The 20,845-nt window shown below is 64.5% G+C and carries 20 protein-coding genes; 10 read left to right on the plus strand and 10 right to left on the minus strand.

The genetic code is table 11. The features are described 5' to 3' along the window. Window positions 1-3 precede the first annotated feature (3 nt). Window positions 4-1,410 carry an MATE family efflux transporter gene (locus tag HYR72_23875; protein MBI1818030.1) on the plus strand — a complete coding sequence of 469 codons (1,407 nt, stop codon included), beginning with the start codon at window positions 4-6 and terminating at the stop codon, window positions 1,408-1,410. Between the two features lie 91 nt (window positions 1,411-1,501). Further along, window positions 1,502-2,710, plus strand: coding sequence for an aminotransferase class I/II-fold pyridoxal phosphate-dependent enzyme (locus tag HYR72_23880; GenBank protein MBI1818031.1), 1,209 nt, complete (start codon window positions 1,502-1,504; stop codon window positions 2,708-2,710). A 27-nt stretch (window positions 2,711-2,737) separates the two neighbouring features. Here HYR72_23880 and HYR72_23885 read toward each other — a convergent pair whose 3' ends face one another. From HYR72_23885 to HYR72_23925, 9 genes are all read right to left on the minus strand, one after another. After that, window positions 2,738-3,415, minus strand: a complete 678-nt coding sequence (locus tag HYR72_23885) for a hypothetical protein (GenBank protein MBI1818032.1) — start codon at window positions 3,413-3,415, stop codon at window positions 2,738-2,740. Continuing rightward, the gene (locus tag HYR72_23890) at window positions 3,396-3,893 is read right to left on the minus strand and encodes a signal peptidase II (protein MBI1818033.1); all 498 of its coding nucleotides are present in this window, start codon (window positions 3,891-3,893) and stop codon (window positions 3,396-3,398) included. The genes HYR72_23885 and HYR72_23890 overlap by 20 nt, the downstream gene beginning before the upstream one ends. A gap of 84 nt (window positions 3,894-3,977) precedes the next feature. Continuing rightward, complete coding sequence (locus HYR72_23895; GenBank protein ID MBI1818034.1) at window positions 3,978-5,846, minus strand: alkaline phosphatase family protein; 1,869 nt, start codon at window positions 5,844-5,846, stop codon at window positions 3,978-3,980. 111 nt (window positions 5,847-5,957) lie between these two features. Further along, window positions 5,958-7,709: a response regulator gene (locus HYR72_23900; GenBank protein ID MBI1818035.1), complete on the minus strand. Its 1,752-nt coding sequence runs from the start codon at window positions 7,707-7,709 to the stop codon at window positions 5,958-5,960. Between the two features lie 584 nt (window positions 7,710-8,293). Next, the gene (locus HYR72_23905) at window positions 8,294-8,911 is read right to left on the minus strand and encodes a RedB protein (protein ID MBI1818036.1); all 618 of its coding nucleotides are present in this window, start codon (window positions 8,909-8,911) and stop codon (window positions 8,294-8,296) included. Window positions 8,912-9,170: 259 nt separating this feature from the next. Beyond that, the gene (locus tag HYR72_23910; GenBank protein ID MBI1818037.1) at window positions 9,171-9,767 is read right to left on the minus strand and encodes a hypothetical protein; all 597 of its coding nucleotides are present in this window, start codon (window positions 9,765-9,767) and stop codon (window positions 9,171-9,173) included. Then, window positions 9,764-10,420: a class I SAM-dependent methyltransferase gene (locus HYR72_23915; GenBank protein ID MBI1818038.1), complete on the minus strand. Its 657-nt coding sequence runs from the start codon at window positions 10,418-10,420 to the stop codon at window positions 9,764-9,766. Before HYR72_23915 ends, HYR72_23910 begins: the two co-directional genes overlap by 4 nt. A 50-nt stretch (window positions 10,421-10,470) precedes the next feature. Next, window positions 10,471-10,986, minus strand: coding sequence for an AAA family ATPase (locus HYR72_23920; protein MBI1818039.1), 516 nt, complete (start codon window positions 10,984-10,986; stop codon window positions 10,471-10,473). Window positions 10,987-10,998: 12 nt separating this feature from the next. Further along, window positions 10,999-11,844 (minus strand): LLM class F420-dependent oxidoreductase, encoded by an 846-nt coding sequence (locus HYR72_23925; protein MBI1818040.1) that lies wholly within the window; start codon window positions 11,842-11,844, stop codon window positions 10,999-11,001. 147 nt (window positions 11,845-11,991) lie between these two features. Between HYR72_23925 and nrdR the strand changes: the two genes are divergently transcribed. From nrdR to HYR72_23960, 7 genes are read left to right on the plus strand one after another with little or no spacing between them, the layout of a single operon-like run. After that, the gene (nrdR, locus tag HYR72_23930) at window positions 11,992-12,486 is read left to right on the plus strand and encodes a transcriptional repressor NrdR (GenBank protein MBI1818041.1); all 495 of its coding nucleotides are present in this window, start codon (window positions 11,992-11,994) and stop codon (window positions 12,484-12,486) included. Between the two features lie 3 nt (window positions 12,487-12,489). Beyond that, window positions 12,490-13,596 (plus strand): bifunctional diaminohydroxyphosphoribosylaminopyrimidine deaminase/5-amino-6-(5-phosphoribosylamino)uracil reductase RibD, encoded by a 1,107-nt coding sequence (gene ribD / locus HYR72_23935; protein MBI1818042.1) that lies wholly within the window; start codon window positions 12,490-12,492, stop codon window positions 13,594-13,596. Then, window positions 13,593-14,804 (plus strand): GTP cyclohydrolase II, encoded by a 1,212-nt coding sequence (ribA, locus tag HYR72_23940; GenBank protein ID MBI1818043.1) that lies wholly within the window; start codon window positions 13,593-13,595, stop codon window positions 14,802-14,804. Before ribD ends, ribA begins: the two co-directional genes overlap by 4 nt. 7 nt (window positions 14,805-14,811) lie before the next feature. After that, complete coding sequence (locus tag HYR72_23945; GenBank protein MBI1818044.1) at window positions 14,812-15,279, plus strand: 6,7-dimethyl-8-ribityllumazine synthase; 468 nt, start codon at window positions 14,812-14,814, stop codon at window positions 15,277-15,279. A gap of 21 nt (window positions 15,280-15,300) precedes the next feature. Continuing rightward, window positions 15,301-15,753, plus strand: a complete 453-nt coding sequence (nusB, locus tag HYR72_23950; protein MBI1818045.1) for a transcription antitermination factor NusB — start codon at window positions 15,301-15,303, stop codon at window positions 15,751-15,753. An 11-nt stretch (window positions 15,754-15,764) separates the two neighbouring features. Continuing rightward, a complete protein-coding gene (locus HYR72_23955; protein MBI1818046.1) occupies window positions 15,765-18,179 on the plus strand; it encodes a leucine--tRNA ligase in 2,415 nt (804 codons plus the stop codon). After that, window positions 18,176-18,757: a hypothetical protein gene (locus HYR72_23960; GenBank protein ID MBI1818047.1), complete on the plus strand. Its 582-nt coding sequence runs from the start codon at window positions 18,176-18,178 to the stop codon at window positions 18,755-18,757. The genes HYR72_23955 and HYR72_23960 overlap by 4 nt, the downstream gene beginning before the upstream one ends. Window positions 18,758-18,788: 31 nt before the next feature. Here the strand turns inward: HYR72_23960 and rpsT are convergent, their stop codons facing one another. Further along, window positions 18,789-19,058, minus strand: a complete 270-nt coding sequence (gene rpsT, locus HYR72_23965) for a 30S ribosomal protein S20 (protein MBI1818048.1) — start codon at window positions 19,056-19,058, stop codon at window positions 18,789-18,791. Between the two features lie 89 nt (window positions 19,059-19,147). Between rpsT and murJ the strand changes: the two genes are divergently transcribed. Next, window positions 19,148-20,788: a murein biosynthesis integral membrane protein MurJ gene (gene murJ / locus HYR72_23970; protein ID MBI1818049.1), complete on the plus strand. Its 1,641-nt coding sequence runs from the start codon at window positions 19,148-19,150 to the stop codon at window positions 20,786-20,788. The last annotated feature ends 57 nt before the right edge of the window (window positions 20,789-20,845 follow it).

Below are 20,845 nucleotides of genomic sequence, written 5' to 3' on the forward strand. Positions count from 1 at the left end.
GCCATGACACATCAAACACTCGTTAGCCGCGCGCGCGCCGGGCTGCGCGCGGAACTCCGTCCGTTGCTGCAACTGGCGGGTCCGGTGGTCGCCGCGGAAGTCGGCTGGATGACGATGGGCCTCGTCGACAGCATGATGGTCGGACGGGTTAGCCCGGAAGCGCTCGGCGCGGTCGGCCTGGGCGGCTCGATCTTCTTCACCGTGGCGTTGTTCGGCATGGGGTTGTTGTTCGGGATGGACTACACCGTCGCGCACGCGTTCGCTGCTGGGGAGCACGACGACGCGCATCGTTGGTTGGTGCAAGGCGCGTATCTGGCGCTGCTCACGGCGATACCCGGCATCGCGCTCTTGTGGTGGAGCATGCCGTACCTCGCAGCCCTTGGGGTGCGCCCAGAGGTGCTGCGACATGCGGTCCCGTACTCGCGGGCGCTGAGCTGGAGTCTGTTGCCGCTCCTGTTGCTCACGGCATCGCGGCGGTACCTGCAAGCGACCAACGTGGTCATGCCGATCATGGTGACGGTGGTGAGTGCCAACCTAATCAACGTTGGCGCGAACTGGGTGTTGGTGTTCGGGCACTTGGGGTCTCCCGCGCTCGGTGCTGAAGGGTCGGGATGGGCAACATGCTTGGCGCGGGTCTACATGGCGACGTGTCTGATCGGTTACATGTGGTGGCGCGAGCGTGGCAGGCACGGCGGGTTGTTGAGCGTCCCGCGTGGACTGGATCGTCGGCGCTTCATGCGACTGCTTACGCTCGGCCTGCCGGCGGCGGTGCAAATGGCGCTCGAGTGCGGCGTGTTTGCGGCGGTGACGACGCTGGCCGCGCGGCTCGATGCGTCGGCGCTGGCGGGGTCTCGGATCGCGCTCAACGCAGCGAGCTTCACTTTCATGGTCCCGCTCGGGATCTCTGCGGCGGCTGCGGTGCGGGTTGGCCAAGCGCTTGGCCGTCGCCAAGCGGACGCGGCGGCGCACGCTGGTTCGACGGCACTGCTAGTCGGCGGGTTGTTCATGATTAGTGCTGGGGTCGTGTTTCTCGCGATTCCCGCGGCGATCGTCCGTGTGTTCACCGCCGATCCAACGGTGATTGCGATCGGCGCCACGCTGGTCATCATTGCCGCGGTGTTTCAGTTGTTCGATGGCATACAAGTCGTGGCCACCGGCGCCCTGCGCGGTACCGGCGACACGCGCACGGCGTTGCTGAGCAACCTGATTGGCCACTGGTTGCTGGGACTGCCGTTGGGGTACCTGCTGTGCTTCAAACTCGACTGGGGCGTGATCGGTTTGTGGATCGGACTGTGCGTTGGACTCGTGGCGGTGGCAACAGTGCTGCTCGTTGTGTGGACGCTGCGCGTGCGAGAACTCGCCGGCGACTTTCGCGCATCGGTACGCGCCGAGAAGGCACAAGCGGCGTGAGCGCTGGATCGCGCTGGGAGAGCCGGCACTTGCGCAATCGTGCAGCGCGAAGCATAAGGCGGAGGTCGCCATGACGCCGCCAGACTCAACGCTGCCACATCTTTTGCCGGCGCGGCACCTCGCGCATGTGCGCTACGAGATCCGCGGCCCGCTCTCGCGGCGGGCGCAGGAGCTCGAGCGCAAGGGCTACGAGGTGCTCAAGCTGAACATCGGCAACCCGGCGGCGTTCGGCTTCCGCCCACCGGAGACGTTGCGCCTCGCACTACTCGAGAACCTCGCGCAAGCCGAGGGGTACTGCCATCAGAAGGGCATCTTCCCGGCGCGCGAAGCGGTGGTGATGGACACGCAGACGCGGGGCATTCCCGGCGTCAGCGCCGAAGACGTGTTCATGGGCAACGGCGTCTCGGAGTTGATCCTCATGACCATGGAGGCGCTGCTCGAACCGGGCGACGAGGTGTTGCTGCCGGCGCCGGACTATCCGCTGTGGACCGCGGCCGTGGTGATCGCCGGTGGGACACCGATCTACTATCAGTGCCGTCCCGAGGCGAACTTCATTCCCGACCCGGAGGAGGTCGCGCGGCTGGTGGGTCCGCGCTGCAAGGCGCTGGTCATCGTCAATCCGAATAACCCCACCGGCGCAGTGTATCCGCGCGATGTCGTCGCGGGGCTCGTTCGTGTCGCCGAGGCGCGGAAGATTGCGATCTTCTCCGATGAGATTTACGACCGCGTGCTCTACGGCGACGCCAAACACGTTCCGGTGGCGACGCTCTGCGAGCACACGCTGTGTGCCACCTTCGGTGGTCTCTCCAAGGTGTACCGCGCGTGCGGATTCCGCACCGGCTGGGTGTTCTTCAGCGGCCGGCGCGAGCACGCCGCGGAGTATCTGAGCTGCCTCGAAATGCTGGCGTCGCTGCGGCTGTGCGCCAGCGTACCGGGGCAGTGGGCGGTGCAGACCGCGCTCGGCGGCGTGCAGAGTATCTACGACCTGACGGCTCCGACGGGACGATTGGGTCGCCAGCGCCAAGCCGTCATCGACGGGGTCGCGCGTTCACGCTACCTCACTCTGACAGCGCCCAGCGGTGCACTCTACGCTTTCATCCGTGCCAAGAAGGATGTCCTGCCGAACTTCGACGACAATGCCTTCGCAATGGCGTTGCTCGATGAGAAGCATGTGCTGGTCGTACCGGGCTCGTCGTTCAACGTCGACTACAGCGATCACTTCCGCATTACGATCCTGCCCGACGAGGAGACCATTCAGACGGTCTTCCAGCGCATCGAGGCGTTGCTGGCGGAGATGTAGGGTCGATCGGCGCGAGAAGATCGCTAACTACAGCGCGCGGCGTTTCCACAGATGGACGCCGAGAGCAATCATCCACAACAGCAGCAGAACACTAGAGGGCATGTTGATGTCCATCGCCAGCTCCGAAAAGCCGGTGTAGGCCATCACCACGCCGGCGACCGCGGTCGGTGGTCCACCGACAAGCGCCAGTGCGCCCGACCATTTAGGGAAACGCGGATCAATCAACAGCGCGACGCCATAGATCGTCGCGGTCAGACCCAGGAGCAAGCTGGCGATACTCGCCAGTCCGATCTCGATTTGCCTGACCGCAAGTGCGGCATGGAAGAGAGCCACCTTCTCTGATTCCGGTGCTGCCGCCCACGCGTCGACCATAGACTTCAGCGCGACACCGTCAACAGCTTGCAGTGCGCCGGCGAGGGCCAGACTCGCAACCGCAGCAGCCATGCCGCAGATAGCGGCTGTGTCGGCGGGACCGCCTGCCAAGCAGCGGGACAGGAGGACCATCGCCATCACCATCAGCGCAACGCCAAACAGTTGCATCAGATGACTCGCCACCCAATGATGATCGGCGGCGTACTCGGTGAAGGCGGCCAATGGCACATTTGGATCTGCGCCCATCGGATGAAGATAGGTGCCAACAAAGAGGAGGAGTGCGCCACCTATCGCGGCAACTGCGGCAATTCGATTACTCGATTGATCGTTCACTATTGCCCTCATGAACTCCGTCAGGTCCAGGCCCGGTTGGGTGGACTCGCCAAGCCGACAGAGCGAGGAAGACACCGCCCGCGACAATCGCCACGTCGGCAACATTGAAGACGCCGGTGTGCAGTGGCCCGAGACCGACGATCATGAAGTCGGTGACCCGACCCTCAAACAGAATCCGATCGAGGAAGTTGCTGAGGCCGCCGGCCCAGATGCCCCACGCGCAGAGAAGCACCGAGAAGCGCAGCCCGGCGGGACGAACGAGGTAGACCGCGGCGAGGGCGAGAACGGCGGCGACGTCGAGAAAGAACACGGTAGCCCGTAGCGCAGGGGGAAGGGACGAACCGAGGCTCAGAAAGCCCCCTTCGTTCTCGGCGAGGGCAATGCGCACAAAACCTCCGAGAAAGGAGCGTGGCGGCAGACCAGCGAGATGCGAGCGGGCGAGGTGTTTCGTGGCCTGGTCGCATCCGATGGTCGACACGACGGTTCCGAGAATGAGGAGAGCGCGAAGAAGGCGAGAGAACGTCATAGAAGGCGGTCAATTCGTGCGCTAGCGTTATGCGTCTTAGCGCACATAGCCGAGCGCGCGCAGCTTCTCCATCGTTTCGCTCGTCAGCTCGTCGTTGCGGGAGGGGATGCGCGCGGGCGGCGTGTACGCGCCGTAGCTGGCGAGAGGCGTGCGTGGCACGGCCGCCAGCACGTCGGGTTGCAGCGCCTCTTCGATGACGCGCCCCGGCATTTCGTCCGATGCCGGAAGGCCGAGCAGAGCTAGCAGCGTGGGCGTGATGTCGAGAAGCGACGGCGTCTGCGACAGCTCGACGCCGCGCCGCACGCCGGCGCCGTAGAGCAGCAAAATCCCGTCGGGTCCACTCTCATGTCCAAAGCTCCTGCGGCGCCCGTAGTCCCAGCCGTGGTCGGAAACGATGACGAGGGTAGTGTTCGCATCCATACGCTGCAAGAATCCGGCGAGCAACCCATCGACGAACTCGTAGTAGTGGTCGATGACGGCGGGCTGGTGCCCGGCGTAGTGGCTCGAGTTGTCGATGCCGGGGAGATAGGCCGTGAGCAATGCGAAGCGTTCCTTATCGGCGAGGTAGAAACTGCTGGCAGCGCTGAAGGCATCGACCGCGCGCGTGGTGTCGAGATACTTCAGGGTTGCAGCCCGTGTCAGCGCGAGGCGGTCCGCCGCGTTCAAGTCGGCGAAGAACGGTGTGGCCAGGATTTCGTCGTTCGATCGTTGCGTCGGCATTGGCGCCACCGCCGCGAGTTCGGCCATCAGGCCCTCTGGATACGTGACGCCTTGGATTGCCGGATTGACGTGGTCGAAAATCAACGCGATGCGGGCAGCGCGCCACGGGTTGTTGTCGGAGACGAGATATCCATTGACCGACTCACTCGGCCAGGTTGCCCACCAATTGATGACGGCGACGCGCTCGCCCTGATCCGAGAGGATGTTCCACAGCGCCTTGGCGCGCCGATGGCATGAGGTCACCGGGAACAAGGCGAGTACGCCGGCGTCGTGCAGCCCCCGCATGAGTGCGCGCATGCCGCCCAGCAGCGGCAGGAAGCGGGCGACGTGCAGGCGTTGCACGCCGCACGGGAGGCCGGGTAGTGGCGTCTCGTTGAAGTCGTACACACCGTGCTGCGAAGCCGTCGTGCCGGTGATGATCGTGCTCCACAGGATCGGTGAGTTTGTCGGGCGCATCGTATGCAGCGGCGCCGTGACGCCATCGCGCATCAGGGTCGCGAACGTCGGCAGCCGGCCGCGGGCAACGAGCGGGCGAATCCGCCGCCAATCCGCCCCGTCGAGACCGAGCAGCATCAGGCGCGCCGCCGATGCGCTGCGTCTCGGCAGTGCGACTCGGTCCGGTCGCATTGGTGGCCGATCGAGAGAGAGGAGAACGAGCACAAGGGTGACCGCAATCGCGAACAACGCAAGCACAGACGACCAACAACGCCGAACTCGCAAGCGCTTCGTGGCGCGCGACGCCACTGCCGCGGCGGCTGCGAAGCCGGCCATCGCTGTGGTCGCAGTCGCGCTCGCAGGATATCGTCGCAGATGCGGTTTCCGCGCCAGCATACCGCCCACGGTGACGACCAGCAGCGCTGCTAACGCCGCGATCAGATGAGCGGTGAACCAAGGAGCGATCGGGGGCGACGCGTCGGCCGGATTGAGGGTACGTGACCGCCGTCTTCGTTGATTCAAGGCGCCGCCGCTGGCCACGATCCCGCCGAGTAGCAAACAGATGCCGGCGTACGTGACGCTCACGAATAGCGCGAACCGCAGACTCGCCCCGGAACCGATCAAGGATTCATTGGTGATGACGGTGAGATAGGCAACAAACAAGCCGAACACCGCCCCCACACTCGCCCAGGCGCCGGCGGCGACGACGATGCGGCGGCCGATTGCGGCTGATTGCGTGTCGGTGGTCATCGTCGGCTCGGCGGCGACTCATACAAGAGCGCGGCGAGACCGACAAACCCCGAGCTTCATCGGCAAACACCAACGGTCCAGTCCCGAGGGACGCTTGTTATGAGTCCGCAGTCATGGTCGGGCCGCGGCATACTCTCTTGCACATCCCGGCCCTTCCGAGATCATTGAATCCTCCGTTGGATCCGCCGGGGCAGGGACAAGGCGCTCGATCGCCTCATACAACTTCGCCGGCTGCAGGGGCTTGCTGACGTAGCCGTCCATGCCTGCGACTAGGCAGCGTTCCTCGTCGCCCTTCATCGCGTTCGCGGTCAATGCGATGATTGGAGTGTGCGTGCCGCTCACTCTTTCTCGTGCGCGAATGGCGGCGGTCGCTTCGAGGCCGTCGATCTCGGGCATCTGCACGTCCATCAGAATCAAGTCGAAGGCTTCCGCGGCGAAGGCGGCCAACGCCTCCTGCCCATTGCTAGCGACACGAACCGTATGGCCGCGTTTCTCCAAGAGGCGCTGAGCCAACTTTTGATTCACGGCGTTGTCCTCGGCGAGGAGGACGCGCAACGTCCGCGTCGTAGCGTCCGGTGGCGGTAAGTGGTGCCCGGTCGGCGGCGCGAGCTGCGTCACGCTGCCGAGGGCTAGCAGCATCGCGTCGAGGAGCTCGGATTGGCGCAGCGGTTTGGTCAAGAAGGCGGCCACGCCCAACTCACGGCAGCGCGCCGCTTCACCCATCAGATCGGCGGAGGACAGCATCATGATGGTGGCGCTGGCGAGTGCGGGCGTGTGCTTGATCCGCTCGGCGAGCTCGAAGCCGTCCATTTCGGGCATGTGCACATCAACGAGGACGAGCGGGAAAGGTGCGCCGTTGGCCACCGCGTGCATCATGCAGCCGAGCGCGGCCGCTCCGCTGTCGACGGTGGTGGGGCGCATCTGCCAGTGAGTGAGCAGCTCGTTGAGGATTCGGCGGTTGGTCGTATTGTCATCGACCACCAGCACCAGCAGATCCTTGAGGCTCTCGATCGGGGCCGCCCGGCCCAGGAGTTTCGAAGAGACGCGGGCGCAAAGTGTGAAGTGGAAAGTACTGCCGCGCCCGACTCCGCTGTCCACCCAGATGCGCCCGCCCATCATTTCGACGAGGCGGCGCGAAATGGTCAGGCCGAGCCCGGTGCCCCCGTACTTGCGAGTCGTGGAGCCGTCGGCCTGCTCGAAGGCGCGGAAGATGGCGTCTCGTTTCTCGGCGGCGATGCCGATGCCGGTATCGCGCACGCTGCAGTGGAGGCGGAGTTCGTCGTGCGCCAACGAGTCGAGCGCGACCGAGACTACCACTTCGCCCCGCTCGGTAAACTTGATGGCGTTGCCGACCAAGTTGGTCAGCACTTGGCGCAGCCGATGGGGATCAGCGACGATCGCGGTGGGAACAGCGGCGTGGACCTCGTAGGCCAACTCCAGACCCTTGAGGTGAGCGCGCACGGCCATTGCCCGCATGATGTCGCCGATGCCGTTCCGCAAGTCGAAGTCGATCGGGTCGAGGTCGATCTTTCCGGCTTCCATTTTGGAGAAGTCGAGCACGTCGTCGATCACCGCCATGAGCGCATCGCCGGAGGCGGCCACCATTTGCAGGTACTCCCGCTGTTCGGCGTTCAGTTCGGTCTGCAACGCCAGCTCGGTCATGCCGATGATGCCGTTCATCGGCGTGCGGATTTCGTGGCTCATGTTGGCGACAAACTCACTCTTGGCGCGGTTGGCCGCCTCGGCGACGTCCTTGGCCTGCAGCAGGTCGATGTGCGCTCGGCTGAGATCAGCGGTTCGTTCGAGCACCGTCGTTTCGATCCGTTCGTTCACGGCTTCGAGTTGGGCTCTCTGGCCAGCCATGTCTTGCATCTCTCTCGCGCTCTGGACACAGGCATACATGAGGAATGCATCTTCGAAGATGACCCAGCCGGCATGCTCCAACCACCGCCACGAGCTGACGGTCAGAACGCCGTACGCCGATTGCGGCCAGTAGACACCGCGAAGAAAGTGATCCGCCGCCACGACAACGGTGGCGGGCACGAGCACCCGCCAGTCGCGGTAGAAGGCAAGAAATGCCAGGGAGCCAAAGACATGGAAGTGGGTCTCGATCCGTCCGCCGCTGAGATGGATCAATAGCGATGACCACAGCATTTGACTGACCGCGATCACGTAGCGCGTGGCGGGTCGGCCCGGTCGCGCGATGGCGAGAACGATGGGCAGACTGCTGATCGTGCCGCCGAGAAGCACTGCGGCCCAGATGTGTGGATGTGTCGAGCTCAGCGTTCCGGTCCAGGTCTTGGGCGAGATCCAATAGGCAGCGGCGATGCCGGCGAACCATTGCAACGCCATCAGGCCGGCGAACATGCGATCGGTGCGCTCGAAGATGCGCCGCCGGTGCTCATTGAAGAGGACTGTCGCACGCGCGGCATGAATGTGCGTTCGCCCTACTGACGACATACCAGTGCTCCGTCGTCGGTCGCGGCGATTCCCTCGATCAATGCGCAACCGAATACCGCGGTCTCGGTCCTGTCCGCCGCGCCAGTGGTGAGTAGCGACAGCACCGCAGTGCGCCCGCTATTATCCCCGGAATGTCCGCGCGCGGCAGTGATGCCTCCGCTAAACAACAAGTGCCCGTCGGCAGCATAGAGAATGGTTTGGCCAGAGGTGGCGGCGTGGAAGCGAAGAGCTTCTCGCCCACCCTCGTCCGCCAGCGCCGTCACGCCCGGGATACTTGCGGCACTGTCCCACAAGTCGCTGCGGTACCAATCACTGTCAAAGCCAGTTGGCTTCAGAAACAGCACGTACGCTGAGACCAACTCCGTCGTCTGTGCCATGAGTAGAGCCAGTTCGCCGATACTCGCGCGCGTACAGGGGCATCGCGGATGGGCCAACATGATCAAGGTGGCGCGACCGGGAACGCGCGCGATGCTGCTCGCGATCGGCCACAATGCCGGAGTGTCCGCCGCCCGGCCAGGAGCGTTTGCGTAATCGGTCAACATCCACAAACCCAACCCGACTCCGCAGACCCACACGACACCGAGGCCGACCAGCGAGCGATTCACCCGGCGCCTTCGCGGAAGTCGTCGACGCGCTGAGCAATTCGATAGGGCATGTGCTCGCCCCACTGTCGACCCGGTCATTCGCCTGCCGGGTTAGAGCATGTGGCATGCCCGTGCGAAGGGGGGAGTCCGTAGGCGTGAGCGCAAGACTCGGCGCGGCGGCGGGGTGAGTCAGAAGTGGCGAATCTCGCAGAACGGCCATCGTGCGACGCTTGGGCGACGATCAACCGATTTCCGGCGGCTGGCCGCACGAGTGCTCACTTCACTCGCCTCGCAGTGCAATCATCGCAGCCAGCGCGGCCTCCTTCTGGTCCTTGCCCCAAGGAGCGCCGACGGATCGTCCAACGGTCGCGATCGTCTTCACCAAGCTGCTCACGGAAATCGCCAGCGCGGCCCCAGCGTGCTCAACCAGGCGCTTCTCTGGAATGGTCACGAGCCTCAAGTTGCATGCCTCGGCAGCGCGAGCTAGCGCGTCGCGGAACAGCACCCCTTCGGCTTTGTGCATACGGAAGTGCACGGCGAGGATTTCGTCAACAGTCCAACTGGGCATGGGATTGGCGACCAGGACAGCGCACGCGGCGATCTCGTGTCCGTCTTCACGGGTTCGGCTTACCGCGGCGCGCATCTCGCGGACCGCGCTCCGGTATGCCGCCGCGAGACCCCGCTTGACCAGATCTCGCGCATCGTTAGGGCGCAAGTGTTCGGCAGCGTGGTACGGCTGCTTCGCCCAGCGCGCATCGTTCGGCGCGACGAGTTCAATAGGGCGCCGATCGACGACGTGGAGATCGCCGCCGCGTGTGCCGAGAACAACGAGGGCCGCCCATCCCGAGTGGGCCTTCAAGCCGAGCGCGACCTTCACGGCGAACCCTCGATAGTGACGGCGCGGTAGTAGGCAATGCTTCCGACGAGGGTATTCCGATGTGCCACTTCCTCGCAATCGACGAGACCCGCCTCAGCGATGAGCGATGGAATACGCCCGGCGACGTTGTCTTCGACGTGCGCCGCCTGATGGAAGAGATGACCGACAACTCGGGAGAGGAAACTCCGCGGCGGGGCGAAGTCGAGCAGGTGCAGTGAGCCGCCCACCTTGAGGACGCGGCGAATCTCGCCAAGCGTCGCTGACTTCTCGTCCCGCGTCAGGTGATGGAACATGAAGGATGAGAAGACGCGGTCGAACGACGCATCCGGGTAGGCCAGCCGGTCTGCGAAGCCTCGATCGAACTCGACTGACAATCCAGCCCGTTCCACCTTCCGCTTCGCGATCGCGAGCGCTTTGTCGTCTGGGTCCAGCCCGACGACCGCAGCCTGTGGGTGCAGCCTCTTGATGAGGACCGTCAGCGAGCCGGTCCCGCATCCGACATCGAGCACACGGAACCCGGGTGTGATGGCCGCCTGCTCAATCAACGGCCGCTTGAGAGCGTCCCCGCGCAGAATCCACAGAAGCGGATCATAGAGCCGAAGGAGCCAGTGTTGTCCCGCGGCTGGGATGTAGCTTCGCTCGGGTTGATCCATGCTCGTGCCTCCCATGAATCGCCAGGTGCTGCTGGTCCGCGACTCACTGCTCACAGGGAATCGAGAAATCGCTTTACATCCGCGCGCGAGAAGAGACGATAGGTGTCTACCCTCTGGTGGATTCGCTCAAGGAGTTCGAGCACGCGCGGGCGCGTGGTCTGCGGATACGACCACACCCATCGCAAGAAGGAGAAGTCGAGTCGTTCAGTACAGCCTTCCGGCAAGTCCGGGCGCAACGCGTTCCGATCCCGCACCAACCGCCGGAGAACTCGCCACAGGCACGTGGTGCGCGGCGGGTCGACGAAGATCACTGTGTCCGTCCGCCCGAAGCGGGCGTCTTCCTTGCCGCTCTGACCCACAAGGAAGTTACCGTCTAGTATCCACCGATCACGAGCGATCACCGCGTCGAAGTCGCGCAGCGATTCGTCCCTCGGTGCCTGGGTCCACTCTCGCCGCCAGAAAAGAGGGTCGAGGTGAACGACGGGAAGCCCCGTGCGCTGGGAGACGAGCGTTGCGAGAGTGCTCTTGCCCGTTCCGCCTGAACCGATGATTGCTACGCGTCTCACTACCGCATCCTACTACCGTGCTTGGCGCATGACCTCTGCGTAGCGATCGAGCAGCGGTAGCACGGTGTCGCGATCGGCAGGTGGGAGGGCGAACGATACGCGGTGGATGCCCATGTCGGCGTATGAGCGAATCACATCGGCGTCGGACGGGACGCCGTAGAGCGTGATCGCGATCGACTTCGGATCGCGGCCCGCGGCTTTGGCGAGCGCGTGCAGCGCGGCGATCTCCTTCTTCATGTCGCCAGCGCGCAGTCCGATGGGCATCCACCCGTCGCAATACTTCACCACGCGTTTGAGCGCCTTCTCACCGTGGCCGCCGAGGTAGATCGGCGGATGCGGTTTCTGCGTCGGCTTCGGCCATGACCAGAGCGGATCGAAGTTGATCAACTCGCCGTGGTACTCGGCGTTGTCGTTGGCCCAGATCGCCTTCATCGCTTCGATCGACTCACGCAACCGCTTCCAGCGCGTCTTGAAGTTGGTGCCGTGGTTTTCCATCTCCTCGGCGTTCCAGCCGCCGCCAATGCCGAACAGGAGCCGCCCATTCGACAGCGCATCGAGCGTCGCCACTTCCTTTGCCAAGACGATCGGATCGCGTTCGATCACCAGACAGATGCCGGAGCCGACCTTGAGCTTCTTGGTCACCGCTGCCGCCATCGTCATCGCGACGAATAGGTCGTGCGTGTGCCAGTACTCCTTCGGCAGCTCGGGTCCGCCGGGCCACGGACTGCGCCGACTGGCCGGAATGTGGGTATGCTCCGGAAACCACAACGACTCGAAGCCGCGTTCTTCGGCAGCGCGCGCGAGATCGTCGGGACGGATTGCGTAGTCGGTGGCGAACATCAAGACGCCGAAGTCCATAAAGCTGCTCCTTTTCGCTGTTGTCGAAGGTTGATGCTTCTTACCCTGCAAGGGACTCGGAATTCAACGCACAGGCGCAGGGCACGACAGAGCGTGTTTGCGGCTGCGGTACCTTTTCGGTAAGCAGCACCACGCTTTGGTTTACCGATGAAGTGCCCGTTCTGTCACGATCTGGAGAATCGCGTCATCGATTCGCGCTTGGCGAAGGACGGCGGCGTGATCCGCCGCCGCCGTGTCTGCGAGCATTGCCAGCGGCGCTTCACCACCTACGAGCGAGTCGAGGAGGTGTTTCCCGTTGTGGTCAAGCGTGACGGCAGCCGCGAGGAGTTCGATCGTCCCAAGATCATTACCGGCCTCAAACGCGCCTGCGAGAAGCGCCCGGTGAGCGTGGCCACCATCGACCAGATTGCCGATCGCATCGAGCGCAGCCTGCAGGAACGGGGCGACAAAGAGATTGCCAGCAGCGTGATCGGTGAAGCGGTGATGCGCGAGCTACACAAGCTGGACCAGGTGGCGTACGTGCGTTTCGCGTCGGTGTATCGATCGTTCAAGGACGCGGAAGAATTCATGCGCGAGTTGCAGCAGTTGATGAAAGAGCGTGTCGGCGCCGCGCGCCCGAAGCGCAAGGTGAAGAAGGCCTGAGGCGTGGACGACGACACGCGCTTCATGCGGCTCGCGTTGCGCCTGGCCCGCCGCGGCCTGGGGCGGACCAGCCCGAATCCTTCTGTCGGCGCCCTCATCGTTCAGCACGGTCGCGTGGTTGGCCGCGGCTTCACCGCGCCGGCGGGCGGACCGCATGGCGAAGTGAACGCGCTGCGCGATGCCGGTCGGCGCGCTCGCGGTGCCACGTTGTATGTGACGTTGGAACCGTGTGCGCACTTCGGGCGGACACCGCCATGTATCGCGGCAATCCGCGCCGCCGGCATCGCGCGCGTCGTCATCGGTACCCGCGATCCGAATCCGCAGGTAGCGGGCGGTGGCGCAACGAAGCTGCGTCGCGCTGGCCTGGCGGTGACCGTAGGTGTCGAGCAGCGTGCCTGTGACGAACAGATCGCAGCATTCCGCACGCATGTGACGGCAGGGCGACCGTTCGTGATCTTAAAGCTAGCGGCATCGCTCGACGGGCGCATCGCCACTGCCACCGGCGAATCGAAATGGATCACCAGCGCAACAGCACGCCGCCTTGTGCACCGGCTGCGCAATGAACACGACGCCGTCCTCGTTGGCGTGCAGACAATCGTGCGGGATGATCCGGCGTTGACCTGCCGCCTGCGCGGTGGCCGCGACCCGGTGCGGGTGGTCCTCGATCGCCGCTTGCGGATTCCCGAAACCGCGCAGGTGCTGACAAAGCGCGGCGCAGCAGCTACGGTCGTAGCGACGAGCGTGTCGGCAGGGGCCAAGCGTCGGCGGCTGGAAGCGCGCGGCGTGCAGTTGTTGACCGTGCCTGCCGGTGACGGCGGCGTCTCATTGCCGCGGGTCTTGGCGGCGTTGGGGCGGCGGGGTATGAGTTCGGTACTGATTGAAGGCGGCGCGGCGGTAGCCGCAACTGCATTGAAGGCAAAGCTCGTGGATCGCATGATGATCTTTCTCGCACCCAAACTCATCGGCGGTGATGGCCGGCCGATGATCGACGCGCTCGGTGTGCGTGCGATGCGCCACGCGTTGGCGTTGAGCGATATCCGAGTGCAACGCGTCGGTGCGGACCTCCTCATCACGGCCATGCCCGTGTTTGCGAGCGAGAGGAAGCGATGACCCTGTCTTCCATCACCGAAGCCCTGGACGATGTGCGGCAGGGCAAGCCCGTCATCGTCGTGGAAGGTGAGGGCAGCGAAGCGGATCTCTGCGTCGCGGCTGAGCGCGTGACTCCCGAGAGTGTGAATTTCATGGCCACGCACGCCCGCGGCTTGGTGTGCCTGAGCCTGACCAGCGAGAGCATGCGCGAGTTGGGCATTCCGTTGATGGTGCCGGATGCGCCAGCGGGCAAGGTGCGGCCGTTCGGAGCCTCAATCGAAGCGCGCGAAGGAGTCACCACCGGCATTTCCGCCGGCGATCGCGCCACTACCATTCGCGTTACGGTACGCGACGGCGCCGGGCCGAATGATCTGGTCATGCCCGGGCACATCTTCCCGATTCAAATCCGCAGCGGCGGTGTCCTGGTGCGCGCCGGGCTCGCCGAAGCGTCGGCCGATATCGCTCGGCTTGCCGGCTTCAAGCCCGCCGCCGCGCTCTGCGCGATTCTGCGCGACGACGGCACGCTGGCTCAGCCGGAAGATCTGGCCGAGCTGGCCAAGCTGTTCGAGCTGAAGATCATTCGCATCGCCGATATCGTCGCGCACCGCTTGCGCACCGAGTCGCTGGTGCATCGCGTAGCCGAAGCGCGCATCAGCGCCGGCGTCGGTGGCAAGTTCCGCGCCGTCGTGTTTCGCAGCGACGTCGATCCCGACGAGCACATCGTCTTGGTGAAGGGCGTGCTCCGCCCGCACGACAAGGTGCTAGTGCGGATTCACTCGCAGTGTTTGACCGGCGACGTATTTGGCTCGGAACGCTGCGACTGCGGCGACCAGCTTGCGAAGGCGCTGGCAATGATCGACGCCGCCGGTAAAGGCGTGCTGGTGTATATGGACCAGGAAGGGCGCGGCATCGGTCTGGGAAATAAGATCCGCGCCTACGCGTTGCAGGATGAAGGCCGCGACACGGTCGAAGCGAATCTCGAATTGGGTTTCAAGGAAGACGGGCGCGACTATGGGATCGCGGCGCAGATTCTGCGCGATCTCGGTGTCGACCGCGTGCGCTTGATCACCAACAATCCGAAGAAGCTGCATGGGCTCAAAGCCTATGGCATCGATGTCGTCGAACGCGTCCCGATCGAGATCCCGCCGCACGCCGGCAACATCCGCTACCTGCGCACCAAGCAGCAGAAGCTCGGGCATTTGTTGACCGGCTTCCAACTCCTCACGTGAGCGAGCGATGCCGCGAGTTTATGAAACCAAATTGATCGGCCGCGGTCTCCGCTTCGGCATCGCGGTCGCGCGCTTCAACAGCGTGGTGACCGATCGCTTGCTCGACGGGGCGCTGGGGGCGTTGCGCGAGCATGGCACGCCCGACGACGACATCGAGGTGATTCATGTGCCCGGCGCCTTCGAGTTGCCGTTCGCAGCGCATCTGCTGGCTAGCAGCAGCAAGGTTGATGGTGTCATCTGCTTGGGTGCGATCATCAAAGGCGAGACCATGCACAACGAAGTCTTGGCGAGCGGCATCGTGGTCGCCCTGAGCCAGCTCGCGGTGCAGCAGGGCGTGCCGGTCGCCTTCGGTGTGCTGACCACCGACACGGTGGAGCAAGCGCTGGCGCGCGCGCGATCGGACGGGGGCAACAAAGGCGCCGAAGCCGCGCTGTGTGCGCTGGAAATGGCCAACGTGAAGCGCGCGCTGGCTTGAGCCGTTCGCAACGACATCGTTATGGGCATGCGACGCAAAGGCCGGGAGCTGGCGCTCCAGGCACTCTACCAACAGGAGATCACCGGCGAAGTGTCGGAGAACTCTTTGCGCGGCTTCTGGCTGAGTTCCGATGCGACGGAACCGGTGAAGGCTTTCGCCCTCAGCCTGGTGGAAGGCGTCGTGGGTCGACGCGCCGAGATCGATGCGTTGGTCGACAAGGCGGCCGCGAACTGGCGGCTCGATCGACTCTCGAAGGTGGATCTCAACGTGCTGCGCTTGGCGACCTATGAGTTGCTCGGAACACCGGAAGTCCCGCCCAGCGTGGTCATCAACGAAGCGATCGAGATCGTCCGCCGCTTCGGCTCGGAAGAGTCTGCCGTGTTCGTCAACGGCGTGCTCGATCAAGTGGCCACTCAGTTGGGCGTGAAGCCGGTTGGCAAGACCGCCGAGGTGGTGGAGGTCGAGGAAGAGTGAACGATTCGGCAATGAACGAGAAGTACGAACCGGCCGCCGTCGAGGCGAAGTGGCAAAAGGGGTGGGAGCAGCGTGGCACCAACCGCGTCGATCTGCGCACCGCACCGCGGCCGTTCTACACGTTGATGATGTTTCCCTACCCGTCGGCCGAGGGGCTGCACATCGGGAACGTATTCGCCTTCATTGGGGTGGATATCTTCGCTCGCTTTCGACGATTGCAAGGCTTCGATGTCTTCGAACCCTTCGGCTTCGATGCATTTGGGATTCATACGGAGAACTATGCCCTGAAACTCGGTGCGCATCCGGCACAGCTCACACCACGATCAGTCGCCAACTTCCGGCGCCAAGTGCGCCGAGTTGGACTGATGCTGAACTGGGAGCACGAGGTCGATACCACTTCGCCCGAGTACTACCGCTGGACGCAGTGGATCTTCGTGCAACTCTACAAGCACGGGCTGGCGGTGCGGAAGAAGGCGCCGGTGAATTGGTGCCCGGCCTGTCAGACAGTGCTCGCGAACGAGCAAGTGATCGACGGCTTTTGCGAACGGCATGGCGACACTCGGGTCGAGCAGCGGCTGCTCGAGCAGTGGTTCTTTGCGATCACCCAGTACGCGCAACGGCTGCTCGACAACCTCGACTGGATCGATTGGTCAGATACCACCAAGATGGCGCAGCGCAATTGGATCGGACGCTCAGAGGGGGCCGAGATCGACTTCGCGCTTGCCGACGATCCGACGCGTCGACTGCGCGTGTTCACGACCCGGCCCGATACGCTCTTCGGCGCAACCTACATGGTGCTGGCGCCCGAGCACGCCTGGGTGGAGTCGTTGACGACGCCGCAGCAGCGCGCGGCGGTGATGGCGTACCGCGAGCGGACCGCGAAGCTGGACGTGGTCTCGCGCCGTGCGGTGAAGGAGAAGACAGGCGTCTTCACCGGCAGTGACGCGATCAATCCGGCGACGCAGCAACGCATCCCGATTTGGATCGCCGACTACGTGCTTGCCGAGTACGGCACCGGCGCCATCATGGCCGTGCCCGCGCACGACGAGCGCGACTTCGAGTTTGCGCAGGCGTTTGGTTTGCCCATTCAGCGCGTGATCGCGAACAACGGTGAGGGCGCCGACACTCCACTGGCCGCAGCCTACGATGGCCCCGGCCGCCTGGTGAACAGCGAGCGGTTCGACGGCATGGACGCCGAGCAGGGCAAGCGCGCGATCACCGAGTGGCTGCACGCGCAAGGGCAGGGCACGGCGCGGATTCAGTATCGGCTGCACGACTGGTGCGTCTCGCGCCAACGCTACTGGGGCCCACCGATCCCGATGATTTACTGCGACGCGTGCGGCATCGTGCCGGTGCCGGAGAAAGACCTGCCGGTTCTGTTGCCCGCGGTCGAAGACTTCCGTCCCGATGCGAGTGGCGTCGCGCCGCTGGCGCGGGTCGAGACGTTCTACCGCGTCGCCTGCCCGCAATGTGGTCAACTGGCGCGGCGCGAGACCGATGTCTCCGATACCTTTCTCGACTCCGCGTGGTACTTCCTGCGCTACCCGTCGGCCCAGCGTGACGATGTGGCGTTCGACCCCGCGCTGACGAACAAGTGGTTACCGGTCGACATGTACATCGGTGGCAATGAGCACGCCGTGTTGCATCTGCTCTACTCGCGCTTCTTGACGATGGCGCTGCACGAGCTTGGGCTGCTGCCGTTCGAGGAGCCCTTCAAACAGTTCCGCGCCCACGGTCTGATCATCAAAGACGGCGCCAAGATGTCGAAGTCGCGTGGCAACGTCGTGACCCCGGATGCGTACATCGAGCAGTACGGCGCCGATGTGTTTCGGCTCTACATGATGTTTCTCGGACCCTATCAAGAGGGCGGCGATTTTCGCGACGAAGGCATCACCGGCGTGCGCCGCTTCCTCGAAGGTGTGTGGCGCGTGGTGCGCGAGCACGAGCCGGAGCGCGACGTGGCGGAGGTACTGTTGCGAGCGACCCACAAGACGATCCGCAAAGTCGGCGAGGATGTCGAAGCGCTGCGCTACAACACGGCGATCGCCGCGCTGATGACCTTGCTCAACGATGTGAAGCGTCACGGGCCGGCGAACCGCTGGGTGAGTGAGGCGCTGGTGCTGATGGTGGCCCCGTTTGCACCCCACATCGCCGAAGAGATGTGGGAAGCCATGGGACACGGCACGAGCGTCTTCAACGCCCGCTGGCCCGCATTCGACGACACGCTGACTCGCGATGCCGTGGTCGAACTGGCGGTGCAAGTGAACGGCAAGGTGCGCGGCCGCATTCAGGTCGCGTCTGACGACGCGGAGGATGTGGTGATCGCCGCCGCGCTCGCCGACAGCGGGGTGCACGCCGCCATCGCCGGCAAGCCCATCAAACGCCGCGTGGTCGTGCCCGGACGCTTGGTGAGTCTGGTGGTGTGAGCGTGCGGGTCGCGGCGGCGCTCTGCCTGTTGCTGGCTGGATGCGGCTATCACGTGGCCGGTACCACGAGTTCCTTGCCGGCGGATGTGCGCACGGTGAGCGTCGGCAAGATCGAGAACCGCTCCCGCGAATTTGCGCTCGACAAGCGGCTCGCCTTCGCCTTCGAAGAGGAAATTCTGCGGCGTGGTATGGTTGGCGTGGTCAATGATCCCGCGGGCGGCGAGGCGGTGCTGACGGGAACGATCCGGCGCTTCGAGACATTTCCGGTGTCGTTCAATTCGAGCGATCAAGCCTTGCAGTATCAAGTGGTGCTGCTGCTCGACTTGACCTTGCGGCGGCATCGCGATGGGGAGGTGTTGTGGGAGGTGCGCGGCTTGCGTGAGATCGAAGAGTACAGCGCCTCGGCCAACGTGGAGATCACCAGCTCATCGCAGTTTCAGCGTGGCCAACTCAATGCCGCCGACCTGCCGGAGATCAGCAACATTCAATTCGCCGAGACCGAGAAACGCTTGGCGATCGACCGGCTGCTCACCGCGGCCGTGCGCGATGCGTACGATCAAATGATCGAGGGATTTTGATGCCGTCGCTTGGGCCTGACGACGGCAACGATCAGGACTTCAGCGCCGCGACTTGCTTGCTCAGGCGCGCGATGCGCCGGGAAGCGTTGTTGCGGTGCAGCACGCCCTTGGAGGCAGCTTTGGAGAGCACCTTGATCGCGAGGCGCAGCTGCTCCGCGGCCGGTGCCGGCTCTTTGCCCGCGATGACTTCGCGGGTCTCACGTACGATGTGACGCACGCGCGTACGGATGGCGGTGTTGCGCTCTTCGCGCTTGACGCTTTGCCGGTGGCGCTTGATGGCCGATTTGTGACGTGTAGCCAAGTCGTTTCTCCCTTTGCAAAAGTGGCGGTTTGTGTACCACGCCCCCCGCGCATGGGCAAGCCGCTCGCGGCGAACCCGCTGGTAGGATCATGAGTGAAAATCGGCAGATTGCGCGCGCCGCCGGTTTGGTGAGCGCGTTGACGATGCTCAGTCGCATCGGCGGGCTGATTCGCGACGCGGTGATCGGCTACGTCTTTGGAACTGGGAACGCCGCCGACGCATTCTTCGTCGCCTTCCGTTTGCCCAATCTGATGCGTCGCCTGGTAGCTGAGGGAGCGGCGAATGTCGCCTTCATTCCGGTGTTCAGCGACTACCTCGCGAACCGCGGCACGGCGGAAACCGCGCGCGCCGCGCGCGCAGTCGGGACGATGCTGGTACTTGTGCTGCTGCTGTTGGCGGTGTCCGGCATGGTGGTCGCGCCGATGCTCACGGCGGTCTTCGCGCCGGGGTTCGCGGCCGATCCGGCAAAGTTCGCATTGACGGTTGCGCTAAGCCGGTTGGTGTTTCCGTATCTCGTCTTGGTGGGGATCGCCGCGTTGCTGGGCGCGTTGCTCAACACCTATCGCCACTTCGCCGCGCCGGCTGCCGCCTCCATCTTTCTCAATCTGGCAATCATCGGTGCGGCGCTCGTGCTCGGTCCACACCTGCACATTCCGGTCTATTCGCTCGCTTGCGGTGTGTTGCTCGGCGGCGTGCTGCAAGTGCTCGCGCACGTTGTGCCGCTGCGCCGCCGCGGCGTGAACGTGTGGCCGCGGTGGGATCCCGCGCATCCGGCGGTCCGGCGAGTACTGCGGCTGATGACGCCGTCGCTGTTCGGCACCGCAGTGTTGCAGATCAATCTCGTGGTCAACACCATCATGGCGTCGGTGCTGCCGAGCGGCAGCGTCTCCTATCTTTGGTACGCTAGCCGGGTGTTCGAGTTTCCGCTCGGGCTGTTCTCGGTGGCGCTGGGAACCGCCGCGTTGCCAAGCTTCGCCACCCAGGCGGCGCGCGGCGCGTATGGCGAACTGCGCGACAGCCTGAGTTTTGCGATCCGCTTGAGCACGCTCATCGCGGTGCCCGCGACGGCCGGGCTGTTGTGTCTGGCGACACCGATAACGGCGGTGCTGTTTGAGCGTGGGGCCTTCGGGCCGCGCGAGGTCACGCTCACGGCGCAAGCGCTGTGCGCGCTGACGGTGGGATTGTGGTCGGCCTCGGTTGTCCGGCTGCTGACACCGGCCTTCTACGCGTTGCACGACTCACGCACGCCGGTGCTGATCGGTGCACTCGTCTTCTTCGTCAACCTGCTGGTGAGTCTGATGCTCATGGGTCCGGTTGCGGCGCGCGGCGACTCAGCGATTGCGGACCTGTTCGCGCGTCTGAGCGGAACACTCAACCTCGCAGATCTCCGGCACGCCGGCCTCGCGTTGGGAACGTCGATTGCGGCGACGGTGAACGTGGTGCTGCTGGTCACGGTGATGCGCCGGCGCATTGAGGGGCTGCGTCTCGCACCGCTACTCACGACGTTGGGGCGCAGCAGTCTAGCGGCCGTCGTGATGACCGTACCGGTGCGTTGGCTAGCGGCGCGTGTGGATTGGCTGACACCGGGTCAGCTCCTCTACAAGTGTGCGGCGTTAGCGGCAGCGATGGCACTCGGCATCGGCGTCTATGCGGTCGCTATGTTGCTCGTCGGCGGCGAAGACCGGCGGCGCGTGCTGAGCTGGCTGCGCGAGCGCTTGGGGCGATCGTAGAGTCGCATTGCGCAGATCGCGGTCAGTCGGATCGCACTCTGAAGACGCAGGCGCGCC

Source organism: Deltaproteobacteria bacterium, assembly GCA_016178705.1.
Lineage (GTDB): Bacteria > Desulfobacterota > Binatia > HRBIN30 > JACQVA1 > JACOST01.